This window comes from Bradyrhizobium sp. 604_D8_N2_3 (genome assembly GCF_051810765.1).
In the GTDB taxonomy this organism is placed as follows: Bacteria; Pseudomonadota; Alphaproteobacteria; order Rhizobiales; family Xanthobacteraceae; genus Bradyrhizobium; species Bradyrhizobium barranii.
In genome coordinates this window covers 2,721,463-2,735,065 of record NZ_JBPWPM010000001.1, presented here as the reverse complement: position 1 = coordinate 2,735,065, position 13,603 = coordinate 2,721,463, and the positions used below count along the sequence as shown (strand labels likewise).

18 protein-coding genes and 1 pseudogene are annotated in these 13,603 nt (G+C 61.5%); 12 read left to right on the top strand and 7 right to left on the bottom strand.

Features of this window, described 5'->3' with window-relative positions; genetic code table 11:
- Nucleotides 1–104 precede the first annotated feature (104 nt).
- On the top strand, nt 105–572 hold the full coding sequence (locus AB7245_RS12845; protein ID WP_439034278.1) for a SemiSWEET family sugar transporter: 468 nt from the start codon (nt 105–107) through the stop codon (nt 570–572).
- On the opposite strand, the gene AB7245_RS12840 is transcribed toward AB7245_RS12845, so the two are convergent.
- On the bottom strand, nt 497–895 hold the full coding sequence (locus AB7245_RS12840; RefSeq protein ID WP_439034277.1) for a response regulator: 399 nt from the start codon (nt 893–895) through the stop codon (nt 497–499). The two genes, AB7245_RS12845 and AB7245_RS12840, sit on opposite strands and share 76 nt — an antisense overlap.
- A 297-nt stretch (nt 896–1,192) precedes the next feature.
- Nucleotides 1,193–1,903 (bottom strand): annotated as a pseudogene (locus AB7245_RS12835) (PAS domain-containing protein); the annotation flags it as partial.
- A 40-nt stretch (nt 1,904–1,943) separates the two neighbouring features.
- On the opposite strand from AB7245_RS12835, the gene AB7245_RS12830 reads away from it, so the two are divergent.
- The 5 genes from AB7245_RS12830 (at nt 1,944) to AB7245_RS12810 (ending at nt 5,130) form a co-directional block, all read left to right on the top strand.
- Nucleotides 1,944–2,156 (top strand): hypothetical protein, encoded by a 213-nt coding sequence (locus AB7245_RS12830; protein ID WP_439034276.1) that lies wholly within the window; start codon nt 1,944–1,946, stop codon nt 2,154–2,156.
- A gap of 58 nt (nt 2,157–2,214) precedes the next feature.
- Complete coding sequence (locus tag AB7245_RS12825) at nt 2,215–3,366, top strand: YihY/virulence factor BrkB family protein (RefSeq protein ID WP_439034275.1); 1,152 nt, start codon at nt 2,215–2,217, stop codon at nt 3,364–3,366.
- A complete protein-coding gene (locus AB7245_RS12820) occupies nt 3,363–3,914 on the top strand; it encodes an MOSC domain-containing protein (protein ID WP_439034274.1) in 552 nt (183 codons plus the stop codon). The genes AB7245_RS12825 and AB7245_RS12820 overlap by 4 nt, the downstream gene beginning before the upstream one ends.
- Before the next feature lie 131 nt (nt 3,915–4,045).
- Complete coding sequence (locus tag AB7245_RS12815) at nt 4,046–4,618, top strand: cysteine hydrolase family protein (RefSeq protein ID WP_439034273.1); 573 nt, start codon at nt 4,046–4,048, stop codon at nt 4,616–4,618.
- Between the two features lie 14 nt (nt 4,619–4,632).
- A complete protein-coding gene (locus AB7245_RS12810; protein ID WP_439034272.1) occupies nt 4,633–5,130 on the top strand; it encodes a hypothetical protein in 498 nt (165 codons plus the stop codon).
- A 62-nt stretch (nt 5,131–5,192) separates the two neighbouring features.
- Here the strand turns inward: AB7245_RS12810 and AB7245_RS12805 are convergent, their stop codons facing one another.
- On the bottom strand, nt 5,193–5,681 hold the full coding sequence (locus AB7245_RS12805; protein WP_439034271.1) for an FAD-dependent oxidoreductase: 489 nt from the start codon (nt 5,679–5,681) through the stop codon (nt 5,193–5,195).
- Between the two features lie 200 nt (nt 5,682–5,881).
- Here AB7245_RS12805 and AB7245_RS12800 point away from each other — a divergent pair, with 200 nt between their 5' ends.
- From AB7245_RS12800 to AB7245_RS12790, 3 genes are all read left to right on the top strand, one after another.
- Nucleotides 5,882–6,397, top strand: coding sequence for a YciE/YciF ferroxidase family protein (locus AB7245_RS12800; RefSeq protein ID WP_439034270.1), 516 nt, complete (start codon nt 5,882–5,884; stop codon nt 6,395–6,397).
- A gap of 74 nt (nt 6,398–6,471) precedes the next feature.
- Nucleotides 6,472–6,987: an inorganic diphosphatase gene (locus AB7245_RS12795; RefSeq protein WP_439034269.1), complete on the top strand. Its 516-nt coding sequence runs from the start codon at nt 6,472–6,474 to the stop codon at nt 6,985–6,987.
- A 470-nt stretch (nt 6,988–7,457) separates the two neighbouring features.
- Nucleotides 7,458–8,186 carry a DUF72 domain-containing protein gene (locus tag AB7245_RS12790; RefSeq protein WP_439034268.1) on the top strand — a complete coding sequence of 243 codons (729 nt, stop codon included), beginning with the start codon at nt 7,458–7,460 and terminating at the stop codon, nt 8,184–8,186.
- On the opposite strand, the gene AB7245_RS12785 is transcribed toward AB7245_RS12790, so the two are convergent.
- Nucleotides 8,183–8,458: a BON domain-containing protein gene (locus AB7245_RS12785; protein ID WP_439034267.1), complete on the bottom strand. Its 276-nt coding sequence runs from the start codon at nt 8,456–8,458 to the stop codon at nt 8,183–8,185. The genes AB7245_RS12790 and AB7245_RS12785 overlap by 4 nt on opposite strands.
- Before the next feature lie 3 nt (nt 8,459–8,461).
- Here AB7245_RS12785 and AB7245_RS12780 point away from each other — a divergent pair, with 3 nt between their 5' ends.
- The 3 genes from AB7245_RS12780 (at nt 8,462) to AB7245_RS12770 (ending at nt 11,682) form a co-directional block, all read left to right on the top strand.
- A complete protein-coding gene (locus tag AB7245_RS12780) occupies nt 8,462–8,746 on the top strand; it encodes a hypothetical protein (RefSeq protein ID WP_439034266.1) in 285 nt (94 codons plus the stop codon).
- 565 nt (nt 8,747–9,311) lie between these two features.
- Nucleotides 9,312–9,755, top strand: a complete 444-nt coding sequence (locus AB7245_RS12775) for a DUF6894 family protein (protein ID WP_439034265.1) — start codon at nt 9,312–9,314, stop codon at nt 9,753–9,755.
- Nucleotides 9,756–11,505: 1,750 nt separating this feature from the next.
- Nucleotides 11,506–11,682 carry a hypothetical protein gene (locus tag AB7245_RS12770; protein ID WP_439034264.1) on the top strand — a complete coding sequence of 59 codons (177 nt, stop codon included), beginning with the start codon at nt 11,506–11,508 and terminating at the stop codon, nt 11,680–11,682.
- Nucleotides 11,683–12,300: 618 nt separating this feature from the next.
- Here the strand turns inward: AB7245_RS12770 and AB7245_RS12765 are convergent.
- The 3 genes from AB7245_RS12765 to AB7245_RS12755 all read right to left on the bottom strand — a co-directional run bounded on the left by AB7245_RS12765 (nt 12,301) and on the right by AB7245_RS12755 (nt 13,399).
- Nucleotides 12,301–12,510, bottom strand: coding sequence for a hypothetical protein (locus AB7245_RS12765; RefSeq protein WP_439034263.1), 210 nt, complete (start codon nt 12,508–12,510; stop codon nt 12,301–12,303).
- A 23-nt stretch (nt 12,511–12,533) separates the two neighbouring features.
- Nucleotides 12,534–12,857, bottom strand: a complete 324-nt coding sequence (locus AB7245_RS12760) for a hypothetical protein (RefSeq protein WP_439034262.1) — start codon at nt 12,855–12,857, stop codon at nt 12,534–12,536.
- Nucleotides 12,858–12,946: 89 nt separating this feature from the next.
- Nucleotides 12,947–13,399 (bottom strand): Hsp20 family protein, encoded by a 453-nt coding sequence (locus AB7245_RS12755; RefSeq protein WP_439034261.1) that lies wholly within the window; start codon nt 13,397–13,399, stop codon nt 12,947–12,949.
- Nucleotides 13,400–13,603: the final 204 nt, after the last annotated feature.

Sequence of the window (13,603 nt, the reverse complement as noted above, 5' to 3'; positions counted from 1 at the left end):
GATCCTCTGATGTTCAATAGGGAATCCTATAACGCGCGGCAGTTCTCCAGGTGCCAAGCGTTCGCGCCGAGGAACGGCCGCTACTCGCCCCTCGTTGACGGACCATGTCCGGATCTCTCTCCACCTACGTCGGCAGCATTGCCGCTTTCCTTGCCTCGCTCTCCTACATTCCGCAGGTCCGGAAAGCCTGGCCGCGCAATTCCACGGACGATCTTTCGCTCGGCATGCTGAGGGCGCTGACGCTCGGGCTCGGCCTCTGGACCGTATACGGCCTGATCCGGGAAGATTGGGTCATCGTGCTGGCCAACGTTGGGCCGCAAGATACGGGATCTGTGCGCTTAAGGCCGACGTCGCAACACGTGCACGTTCGAGCCGTCCCTGTCCGCATCATTCAGGGTCGCGGAGATCACCTGAAGCAGTTCGTGCAGCGTGAACGGCTTCTGCAGTTCCGGCAATTTCAGGTCCGAGGAACTCAGGTCCCCGTAGGCCGAGGCGATCAGGATCGGGCTGGTCCGGCCGCTGCGCGCACTCTCTCCGCAAACTGCAGGCCGTTCATGCCGGGCATGAGGTAGTCGGTAACCACGATGTCCACCGCGGGCCTGGCCTCGAGCATATCGAGCGCGGCCTGGCCTGACGAAGATTCGATCCGGTTCGCGACCAGCGTCTTCCAAAGCCACCGTCGTTTATGCAGAACCAGCGGGTCGTCATCTACGACACGCACGATCAACGCTTTCGCCGTCGGGCTGACCTCGGCTTGCCGATCCATTCCCCCGTGAGGTCGCGATACCTGTCCACTGGTGTCGCGAGGTAACCAGATTTCGGCGGTCGTACCCTTGCCCTTGACGCTCTTCAAGGTAAGGCGGCCGCCGGACTGCGCCGCGACGCTATGCACCATCGGCAGTCCAGGCCCGTTCCGCGTCCGCCCCCCTTGGTGGTGTAGAACGGCTCGACGGCCCGGGCGAGGGTCTTGCTGTCCATGCCACTACTGGTGTCCGTCACGAAAATCCGGACATAGTCGCCGGCCGACAAGTCTTGCGTATTCGGATCCGCGAGGGCCCCGACGCGCAGCGCCTGCTGGCCTTCGCCCGCAAGCAGGATCTCGAGATCGTAGCGGTCGATGTCGTCGAGACGGTGCGCGGAATGGCAAGCCTCCTGCATCGGCGTCGTATACCGGGTCGATCACGACGTGGGCCCAGAACGACGACCCGTCCTTGCGCCGGCGCGGCCCCTCGCGCTCGAATTTGCCTTCGCGCAACGCGGTGGCGAGCGCCTCCATGGGCGCACCTGCGGCGGCGTCCTCTTGCGCGTAGAAACGGGAGAAATGCTGACCGACAATCTCGTGAGCCTGATACCCCTTGATGCGCTCCGCGCCGGCGTTCCAACTGACGATGTTGCCTTGGGTATCCAGCAGATAGATCGCGTAGTCGGTGACGCCCTGGACAAGGAGCCGGAACAGCTTCTGAGTATGCCACAGTTTCTCCTCGGCCTCTTTACGCTCCGACAGGTCGCGGGTGATCTTGCCGAAACCGATCAACTTGCCGGTCGGATCCCGAATCGGGTCGACCACGACGTGCGCCCAGAACTGGCTGCCGTCCTTGCGGACTCGCCAGCCCTCGCTTTTGAACCAACCTTCTCGTTCCGCGGTTGCAAGGACTTTGGATGGCAGATCGGCTTGGCGGTCCTCCGGGGTGTAGAACCGGCTGAAGTGCTGACCAAGAACTTCCTCGGCGGCATAGCCTTTGAAGCGCTGCGCACGGGCGCTTGTTCAGCTCGAGATATGGCCCTTGGGATCGAGCATGTAGATCGCCTCATCGGCGATACCCTCGACGAGCAGGCGGAAGCGCTCCTCGCTCTCGGCCAAGGTTTCGGCGGAGCGCCGACGCTCGTTGAGGTCGCGGGTGATCTTCGCGTAACCGGGTGCCTTGAGCCACGAAGGGGGCAGCGTGACCGTCACCTGGGCGGCGGAAGCGGACCGGGTCCTGATCGAGTGGACCGAGAGCGGCGCTTGCGGGGTCGATGCTCCCGAGACCACGGGTTTCGGCACGAAGCTGGTCGAAATCACGATCGAGCGGATCGGCGGGGAGATCGAGCGCGACTGGCGACCCGAAGGTCTCAGCGTCCGGATTTCGCTGCCGCTGAAATCGCTGCGAAGCTGACGAGCCTTGCGAGCAGGAACTCAACCTCCGCGGTGAGATTGAAGTCGCGGAGGATGTGATGGCGGAACCCGCAAAGATTGTATCCCGACGCCCGGATGGCACCGGATGGAGCCTGGCGGCAGCCCTAGGTCTTATGGCGATAGCCTTTCTGTGGGATCGCATCGCACCGCCCGACCGGGTTGCCAAGCCGGAAAAGGGCGAAGCATTTCCCGAAACCGCGGAAGCCGACAGACACGCCTCGCCCGCCGAAATTGCGACCGAAGACGGAAACCGGGGACGCCAAGCGAGTTCGCCCGCAGAGATCCCGGCCCGAGGATGGAAGGATATCCTCTGGCGGGTCTATGGCAATATCGGCGATCACCGCGTCCTCGCGCTCGCCGCCGGCATGACCTACTACAGCCTTCTCGCTATTTTTCCTGCCATCGCGGCGCTCGTCGCCATCTACGGTCTGTTCTCCGATCCTGGCAGCATCGCCAAGCACCTCGACGACGTTTCGGGCTTTATTCCGGGGGGCGCCGTCGAAGTGGCGCGAGAGCAATTGACGCGTGTCGCAACGAAGGGCGACCGAACCCTGGGCTTCACTTTCGCGATCGGGCTTGCGATCTCGCTCTGGAGCGCGAACGCCGCCATGAAGTCGTTGTTCGATACGCTGAACATCGTCTACGGCGAGCAAGAGAAACGCGGTTTCTTCACGCTGAATGCGATGTCGCTGGGATTCACCATCGGCGCAATCGCCTTCGTCGTGGCGGCGCTTGGCGCCGTCGTCGTCATCCCCGTGGTCCTGCAGTACGTCGGAATGTCAAACGCGACGGACCTGCTTGTCCGGATGGGGCGCTGGCCTGCACTCTTCGTCGGTCTGGCCTTTGCCCTGGCTTGCATTTACCGGTTCGGCCCCAGCCGCCAGGCGCCGCGGTGGACATGGATCACCTGGGGCAGTGCGGTTGCGGCCCTGCTTTGGGTTGCGGCATCCGGCCTGTTTTCTTTCTACGCCGCGAACTTCGGCACCTTTAATGCCACCTATGGGTCCTTGGGCGCGGTCATCGGCTTCATGACGTGGCTCTGGATCTCGGCGATCGTGATCCTACTCGGAGCCGAGCTCAACGCGGAGATGGAGCACCAGACGGCGCGCGACACCACGACGGGACATCCTAAGCCGCTCGGCACCAGAGGCGCCAAGATGGCGGACACGGTGGGGGCCCCCCGATCGTGAGGGACACCATCGAGGGCGCGGTCGTGGCAGTGGCTGCCGACAGCGAACACCGCTTCAGCAAGCCGGTGCAGGACGGCATTACGCTGGTGAAAGGGCACGGCGTCGACGGCGACGCCCACGCCGGCGAATATGTGCGGCACAGGTACGCTGCTCGGCGACACCCTCGTCTGCCCAACCTACGTCAAGTCCACCTCATTCCAAGCGAGCTCTTCGCGACTGTCCGTGAGGCGGGCTACGACGTAGGGCCCGGACAACTCGGCGAGAACATCACCACGGCCGGCCTGGACCTTGAAAAGATGCCGCTCGGCACGCGCATCGAACTCGGGCCTACGGCGGTCGTCGAGCAGACCGGCCTGCGGACGCCCTGCGTGCTCATCGACCGCTTCAGGACCGGCCTAAAAAGGCAGGTCGTGTCGTCGGCAAAAACGGACCCTGCATTAAGATGCGGCGTCTTGGGCGTGGTGCGAGCTGGCGGACAGGTGGCAGCCGGCGATCTTGCGCGCGCCATCCTGCCCGACGGATGTCAGAAGCGTCTTCCTTCGCTGTAGCCCGTTGGCAGGCCCGGAGGAACCAAAGCCTCTACACCTCCGTTGGAGCTGACTTTTGAGGAAAGGGCCATGACGAAAGGTACGACCTCCGCTACGGCGCTCCCCGGAATGCGGTTCATCTTTGCGTCGACATGCAGCGGATGTTCGCGGGAGGCACGGATTGGACGATGCCGTGGTTGCCGCTCGTCCTGCCGAACGTCGTCGCAATCACCTCCGGCCATCCCGAGCGGACAATCTTCACGCGGTTCATTCCGGCGCAAAGCCCAGGCCAGGGCGCCGGCATGTGGCGGCGCTACTACGAACGCTGGAGTTCGATGACCATCGATAAGCTCGGGCCAGAAATGGTGGACCTGGTACCGGAACTCGCCCGCTTCGTGCCGCCCGCGCGCACCTTCGACAAGCACGTCTATTCGCCTTGGACCGGGAGCGCGCTTCACGCGCAGCTTCGCGAAGCCGACGTCGAAACGGTCGTCATCACAGGCGGCGAAACCGACGTCTGCGTGCTCGCGAAGGTATTGGGCGCGGTCGACTGGGGCTTCCGCGTGATCCTCATCGCCGATGCGCTCTGCAGCTCGGCAGACGAAACGCATGATTCCATGATGAACATCTACATGAACCGGTTCGGCCAGCAGGTGGAATGCGTCACGACCGAAACGCTTCCAGCCAGTTGGCCGGCCAACGGCCGGGCCAGGCGCCTCTTATGAATCATTCCTAAGTCATGCAGATCCTCGTTCCGACGCAGACCGGCAAGGGCGAGCCGGTTTCCACGGGCTGGTTCGACAACTTCCTGCAGGAGCTCACCGACAGGTTCGGCGGGGCGACGAGTTTCGTCCGCGCACCTGGACAAGGCCTGTGGCGAAGCGACGGTACGACCGAGCGGGACACGATCGCGGTTCTAGAAGTGATGGCCGCGAAGCTCGCCCCCAGAACCCGCCGCCACCACCGGCTGCGACGACCGGCGCACCGTCCAAGTCCTGAGCAAGACGTCTTGCCATTAGAAGCGAGGACGGTGTCGGTTAATATGGTTACGGTTGGCGCATCTCGACCAACAGGCAGCCGCCCCATCGGATTGGGGCGGCAAGGGCCGAGCTATGCAAGCTATCAAACCCGATCCGGCCGCGAAACCGAGATCGTCGCTAACAGCCCTATTGAGGCGAACTTCAAGGGTTGTCGGCAGCGAGCCCGTAGTCGTGCTGAGAGCCACCAATTGCGATAGCATCGAGAAGATCTGCTTCATCGTTTCGCCTGCATTCGACGGGACACAGAAAAAGTCAGCATTTAAGTACGTGCTGGCAAACAGCCAACTCCAGGTCCCCGCGAGATAGCCAAAATCTGAAGATTCCACGGCTCATTCGAATTCAAACCTCGATCCGGCCAGCAGAGCCGCGTCGGGGTTGCAGGATACGAGCGAAGCATGTGACCAAAGTAAGAGAACGCAGAGAACGTCGACCTAAGCTTCAGAGTGAACGTCAGCTCCGGCCGGTCGACGCCGGCGGCCTGGCTTTCGTAGACGAGTTTCGCGTTCTCAGCACCACGAAGCTTTCTGCACTCGCTCATCAGATCGTCACAGAGCGGCGCCAAGTGCGCCGAAGTCCGCGCTGTCATGCCGCTGACGATGCCCTTGCGATCAATGACGATGATCGACTGATCGCGCTTGCAAAGCTGGTAGGCGGTCGAGATTCCTGCGATCCCGGAGCCGACAACGGCCACATCGCAATGCACACCGCCTTTCAGCGCGCCCGCCGCCGGCAGTATCTCGGTCGCCATCCATAGCGAAGTGCTCACCATACTGAAGCAAAACACCCGCTCGGTGCCGCAGTTCCTCCTGCGGCTGGAAGCCGCCTCCGCGCCCTTCGCAGACGGACGGTCAGTGCGGCGCCCCACCCCATGCGGCCGGCTGCCGCAAAGTGCGAGGAACAAAGCCCAATGCGCGCCGTTCCATCGCTTTGAGATCAAGGAGTGACGTCATGGGACTATTCACAAAAGACATCAAGACGATGGATGATCTGCTGCTGCACGGCTTGCAGGACATCTATTATGCCGAGCAGCAGATCCTCAAGGCGTTGCCGAAAATGATCGACAAGGCCACCAACCGGGATCTGATCACGGGCTTCAAGGGCCATCTCGAAGAGACGAACAAGCAGGTCGAGCGTCTCGAGAAGGCCTTTGAGAAACTGGGCAAGTCGCCGAGCGGCACGCAATGTCCCGCCATTGACGGCCTCATCAAGGAAGCGGATGAGACGGCCGGCGAGATCGAAGACAAGGGGGGACTCGATGCGGCGATCGTCGCTAACGCGCAGGCGGTCGAACATTACGAGATATGCCGCTACGGCACGCTGATCGCGTGGGCGGAAGAGCTCGGCCATGACGATATCGTGCGCTTCCTGACCACGAACCTGAACGAGGAGAAGGCGGCCAACACCAAGCTCAACACAGTCGCGCTGCGCAAGGGCGTTAACAAGAAGGCCTCAACCGCCGCTTGATCGCCGCCCCCGGGTCTGGCGCCTGATTTCAACAGGGCCGTACCCATTTGTCGATGCCGAGATCGACTGTCGCCATGACCAATCTGACAAAACTGCCGAGCTGGGTCGACGACGACAACATCTTCGCCGTCGTCGAGACGCCGCGCGGAAGCTCGTGCAAGCTCGATTTCGATCCCAAGCACGGTGTTTTTACCCTGGCAAAGCCGCTGATGGCGGGTCTGACCTATCCTTACGATTGGGGCTTCATTCCCTCGACCAAGGCCGAGGACGGCGATCCGCTGGATGTGCTAATCCTGCATGACGCGCAGACCTATCCGGGCGTCGTGCTGCGCTGTCGTCCGGTCGGCATTCTCGAAGTCGAACAAAGGAGCAAGGGCAAGAAGGAACGAAACGACCGGGTTTTTGCGGTACCAGACCGGTCACCGCTCGAAACGGATCTCAAGGATATCCGTAATCTCCCCTCCCATGCGCGCGACGACCTTGAGCAGTTCTTTCGGGCGACGAATGCGCTGGAAAACAAGGAACTGAAATTTCTCGGGTGGCACGGTCCGAACCGTGCGGCGAAGACCATCAAGCGTCTGGCCCGCTAGTCGGCCCGGTCTTACTGCACACGGCATCCCTTCCAAGGCGAGAGAACGCTAGGGGAAGTCCTCGATCCCTGTTCGATCAAAACGCTGGAAACTACGCAGGAAAGCGAATTGACAGGCCGTTAATCGTCGATGCTGCAGCTCGCAAGGGTGCTGGCAACTGGCGCCACCGCGCGGCGAAGCGGCGCTAGCGATCAAGGCCGCGACTTCCTCGCGACGCCGCATTTCACTACGACACGATAAAAGAAAGAACCCCCGTAACAGAGCGGGGGGCCGAGTGGATAGGTCATAGGTATGATGCCAACCACTCTATTTGAGCTTGTTCCTACCGCACCTCGCGAAGCTGCCGATCGTGATCGGAGGGATCGACCTTGGCAACTCGCTGGCTCCAAACCGAGCAACGTATTTGCTGCACAAGCGTTCTTCGCTGGCACCAAGACTTTGAATTCTCTCGACAATGATGGCTCGCAGAAATGGCACGCATCCTGATCGGTACTTCAGGCTGGCATTACGACTCCTGGCGCGGTCCTTTCTTCCCGGAGGGATTGCCGTTGAAAGAGCAACTTCGCTACTATGCCAGCCAATTCGAGACGACGGAGCTCAACGGCGTCTTCTACCGAACGCCGACACCGCAAGCCGTGAATGCCTGGCGGGAGCAGACCGGCGAAAACTTCGTCTTCACCTGGAAAGCGTCCAAATTTATCACGCATTGGAAGCGCCTGTCTTACACCAGCGAAAACAGCCTCGAGCTGCTGGAAGATCGCATGTCCTTTTTACGCGGCAAGGCGGGGCCGATCCTGTTTCAGCTGCCACCGCAATTCGAGATGAATGCCGACAGGCTCGCATCTTTCTTCAAACTGCTGTCGAAGAAGCGGCGCTATAGCTTCGAATTTCGCCACCCGAGCTGGTATCAACCCCGCATCCTGCGAATGCTGGCTGACCAAAACATCTCGCTCTGCCTCTCGGATCATCACGACGCGCCCGCGCCGTGGAAGCGCACAGCGGATTTTGTGTATGTACGCGGCCACGGTCCAAGCGGTCGCTACTACGGCCACTATGGAAGGCCGACGCTGACGCAATGGACGCGGCGCATCGAATCCTGGAAACGACAAGGATGCGATGTCTATGTCTATTTCGACAACGACCAGAAGAGCGCGGCGCCTGCCGGCGCGCTGAAACTGAAGGCGATGCTCTTAGGCTAAGGCCCGCCAGCAACCGAGCCGGCGATCACCATGACAAGATCGGCAAGATCGATCTTTCCATTGAGGATGAGTTCTTCCGAGGAAACCTCGACCTTCAGGGATTGCGGCCGGTTGGCCGCCTGACGCTTGAGCTCGTCAACGATGGCTTCCTTGAGTTTCTCTTCCAGCATGGGCTTTTCCTTCAGGCAGCCATGGCGCGGCAGGTTTCGGCGCACGACCGGCAGATGGGAGACCAAACAGTAAAAGCCAAACTTCACCGCCGATATGAGCAAGCAATGATCAGGAAAAACCAGCGCATCGAGACCCTGCGCGACTCCTTCGCCAAGGCGGCGACGGCGAACGACCCCGAAGCTATGCAGCTCGTCGGCCGCGAGCTGCTCGACGAGTACGACCAGCAGCCGAAGCTGAGCAAGCTCCACCAAGACCATCGCACCATCGTCGCGGGCATGCTGATCACGCTGATGGCGATGGAGAAGCTGAAACAGGATGGCAGCTACGACCGGATGTCGCCGGAGGAGCGGCGAGCGGCTGCCGCTCGACCTGGGCCTCGTGGCCATTGATATGTTGCTGAAGAAAAAGCAGCACTGATGATCACCGAAGTCCTCACCCGCTGGTCGAGGGAGCGGCTGCGGAAGGGTGCAAGCAAGCGCAACCGATGTACGGGGTAGCGCAACCGGCTCCCATCCTGCTTTGCCATGACCGACCTGACCCGGCGCCGAAGCGAAAACGATCAACACGAAACCTGGCACATCTATTCCGCCGACGTCCGCATAGGGACGATCGGCATCCGCGCTGGCGTGCCGATAAGCGCTGATCAATGAGGCTGGAGTCTTGGGTTTTATCCAGGCATGGAGCCCAGCACGCAGCGCTCGGGCTCGGCTACAACATTCGACCAAGCCCGCGCCGCATTCGAGCGGGCATGGCAGCAGGTGGAGCCGACGCTTCGCGAGGACGATTTTGAAGTTTGGCGACGCGACCGCGATTTCCACGCATGGAAGCGCCGCATGCAAGCTGAGGGGTGCCAGATGCCGACGCAAAACTCCAACGGCTGTTCGAGGTGCTTCTGCGGCGAGCCGATCCCGATTGCGTACGAGGTGCACATCTACACCGTTCACCGGTCGGCGCATGAACAAACACGTCGAGAAACGCCCCTTCGCCGAGCCCGAAGCCGCCGCGCGCAAACTTAGTTCCGTCAGCTCAAGTAGAGCATCACAAGACTCTGGGAAAACTCGGCAGTCGGCTGAGAAAAATCCGGGCAGCAGGACCAGAGGCATTGCCAAGCCTCCGGGAAAACTAGGAACCCGGCCCGGCAGTGCAAGTTGGTGCGGCATGCCAGGGTTTTACTTCGACTACCGCAGTCCGGCCGTCGTTATTGATCATGAGGGTATCGATCTTGCGGACCTTAAGGCCGTCGAACGGTTAGCGCGCGAATTATTAGGAGAAACCATCATTTGTGGTGCCGGCACAGGACCTATCGAAGTCGAGGCAAGAGACGAGTTTGGTCCAATACTGCGCATGACCGCTACGATAGAGGTCAAAAGGCGCACCGAACACGGCGGCCGAACGTGATCGCGCGTCGGAAGCGACCATTCTTTTTCCTGACAGGTGCGGGAACATAGCGTAGGCGCCGCAGTGCGCAGGTTCGATTGATCTACATCAACCTCCTGCGCGGAGAGAGCCGCAATCTCGCGAGCGGGGCTTAAGGACTTCATAGAAGGGTTTCTGTCATGCTCCGCTATATTCTCGCTCCTCTTGCCGCTTTCGTTTTGCTCATCGCCTGCTTGATCCCCGATGATGCCGAGGCTCGGCGCGGGGGAGGTGCCTATCGGGGTGGCGGCGGTTACCGCGGCGGTGCGGTCGCAGTTCGAGGACCGCGGGGCGGCGGCGCTGTTGCAGTGCGCGGCACAGGCTACCGGGGCTACGGCTATCGGGGCGGCTATCGCGGCTACGGCTATCGGGGCTACGGTGTCGGAGCGGCAGCGGTAGGCGCGGCTGCCGTTGGCGCTGCTGCGTACCGCCGCAGTTGCTACGATGCGTACGGAAACTATATTTGCGCCTATTAATACGCGACGCGCTAGCGCGGCCCCAGAGCGAGCCCACGGCGCGTATCGGCGTCGGGTCGGCCTTGAGGTCGGGGGCGTCGGCCATCAGGCTGCCGAGCCGCAGGTAGATTGCTTCTGCCGTCAATGGGTCTGTCATATCCGTTCCGCGCTGAAATCAGCGGGAGTGTATTTATATGCCGATCGGTAGACAAAGGGCCGCATGAGCGCCATGGCGGTCAGCCCGCCTCACTCCGGCAAATCCTTGCAGAGCTTGATCACGATCATGACTGTCGAGCCGACTGCAATTATCACCGCGCAGACAAACGGCAACTCCTGGAGCATGCCGACAAGGGCCGCTCGAACACGGAACGATCTTTTCAATTGCGCGAAGCGCAAGCCTGCCACACCCATCGGACATCTCCGTTTGGCCCCCAGCAGCAGCGATCTGATACTCAGCGCGCGAAATGAGGCCCGGCTATTGCCGCTTTGGCTGTTCCCTACATCAAGGTGAACAAACCTTTGCGAAGCCGTGGGTCGGTTCACTTTTGAACTTAGGTGATGCACACCTCGCGGCATTTCGCGCATGCGACCCGAACGGTGTCGAACAGACAGATGCTATACGGTGACGGCAGCAATCTCTCTTTCGTCACGGATATTCCAAAGCAGCGCGGAGCGCACCGACGTGAGTGGGCAAAGTACAGTGCGCCTGCTGACGTCGAGCGAAGAGCGGCTCGCCGGACATAGGAACGACGGATGACACGGAGCGTTTGCGTCGGCTGGCCATTGCACGGGCCAGTAAAGGGCGCCCCGACCCACATTTCCCCCAGCCCTTGTGGGCGGGGCCGTTCCAATCCGTCGCGCATAACGCCCATCACCGCAGCCGATCTTACGCCCTTGCCGCGCCCCTGTTGGATTGATGCTCCAGCTCGGTGGAGTGGTGTTATGCGTTCTTCCCCGTCAATTGTTCCTGGCTTCGACCGGGACATCTATCTTGTGCTCAATGATTTCGGCGGCATCTGGGCCGGTCCTGGAGCGAGACGGACGAGGAGCACACCGACCGCGAGACGCTCCTGCGCCACCTGATGGAGGGGCAATAACCCCGCCCCATTGTGAGCTTCAACACTGGTGAGGGCTGGTCGCGGGATGCCTCCGAGGACATTGCCGAGGCGCTGCAACAGCGGTGCTCCGTGCGCGGCGAGGTTCCGCCATCACTTGAGGCGTTCCTCGAAACCCACGGGCGCGGGGCCACCGTCCAACTATCCCTGCTCTGAGCAGCCATGACCCCTTTCGGCCTGGTCATCGTCGCGGTCATCGTCACGCTGTTTGTCGTCGCGTTGGCGACGCCCGCCGGACGGGTCGCCTTAATCGGTCGCGCCCGCGGGATGGTCCTCATGCTGGTCCGGCTCGCACTGCTCGCGCTGCTCGGTACCATGTGGGCGCGGCTCGGCTGGTAATTGGCCTACTTCCTATTCCGGTGGCCTTGCGCACCCGTCTGATGGCCCGCACCGTAACTGGAACGACGAGACGGCGCGTGCATTGGCGTCCATGGATGATAGTAAGTGGATCGCCATCATGGTCTCGTCGATGCTGCTCCTGGTGGGCGCGGCCGCAGTGCTGGTGTCACGGCCCGAGCTGCTCGGCGCGGTGAGGTGAAGAGCCGGTTCGCGCGCGGCATGGTCGTCATGCTGGGCTGGCTCGCCCTGCTCGTGCTGCTTGGTGCCCTGTGGGCGCGGCTCGGCTGGTAATTGGCCTACTTCCTATTTGCTAGCTGGTCTGGCTCGCCGCCCGCAAGAACGCCATACCGTTCCGAAAGAGAAACAAGTTCCGCCACATCTTCGCTTTAGGGGGCGGTGCGTTTGTTCCAATGCTCGGCCGCCTACTTAACGGTGGCGCATTGGGGCCGAAAGCCGAACATTTCTTACATACTACGAATTTTGGATCGATGTTGCTGTTGACCTCCGAACCGCCGCAGAAAGGGCAGGGCCGCAGCGGTTGTACAGAAACAGGGAATCCGCGCAGTGGATCGATAGCTGCGCTGTCGCTTGGCTTCCTAGGCATCTTAACGCGAGCGTTTAGACAGACAGTATTTCTGAGCCGATGTCGACGACCTCGACGAAAAGATGACCGACGTCGCTATTGAAGCCGATGAAGTCCCACTTGGCGCCGTCGCCTTGGCAGGTAGCGCCGGCGAAGCGTGCCGCCTGCCACTCGGGATGTTTCGTGCTTGAGCGCACAAGGACCCAATAGAAGCGACCTGGAATCAACTGTGTGACGTCAGTCATGGAATCACTTGCAGACCCCTCGCTCACGCCGCCGCGCGACGCTCGGCCCAGCGCAGACGCATGGGCTTGCCGCCCGGCGGGTTGCGCGGACCGTTCCCGTCTAGCCCGCGTAGCGCTTCCAGAATTTCGTCGATATGAACAGGCGCCTTTAGTCCGTCCGGCGAGCGTAACGCTGGACAGGACGCGATCGCCGAGGCGTCAGAAGCCCATGACGCGAGGATGGCCCGCTTCTCGGCCAGACTCAAATTCGGGTCAGCGACGACCTCGCGCGAATGCGAGAACACCGTGCCGGGGTGAAGAAGAGCATTTAAATCGAAGACGTTATCGTGTGTGGGCGTCGTCCGCATGGCTAAAGCTCCTACCCATCATAAGACGCATTAGGGTGGCCGCGCGGGAGCACCCGCGCGGCGGCGATCGGAACCAGGCCGCGGGTTGGTCAGGCGGCCTTGCCTTCGATCTGCTTGACCTGCCCGGTGCTTGCGCCCGCGATGGCGATGCGCCGCGGCTTCATGGCCTCGGGAATCTCGCGTTGAAGCTCGATGACCAACAGACTATTCTCGAAGTGCGCGCCCTTGACCTCAACGTGGTCAGCCAGGGTGAACTGGCGCTTGAACGACCGTGTCGACATTCCGCGATGCAGGAAGCTCTTCTCGTCCTTCTCGGCCTTATGGCCTTCCAACGTCAGGACATTCTGCTCCACCGTAAGGCCCACCTCGTCCGGTGTGAATCCGGCGAGCGCCACCGAGATTTGGAAGCGGTTCTCGTCGAGCCGCTCGATGTTATAGGGGGGATAGGTCTCTTCAGCGGTCCGCTGGACCTCGTCGAGAACGTCAAACAGGTGGTCGAACCCAATGGTCGACCTCCACAGGGGAGTCCAATCATACCTCATAGCCAAATCCTCCAAAGAGCAAGCTGGGTACGAGCTGGCACCGGACACCGTCCGGCGCCCGCCTTGATTGCGGGGCCCCGAAGGCGCCCCGGCCGCCACGTCTGCGGCGTCCAAAAAATCTGTCACGAGCAAAAACGTTTCAAGAGGATGACGAAAAACATTTAGCGCTCTAAACGGGCGGTCTTGTCTAGCGTTGTTGTCGTG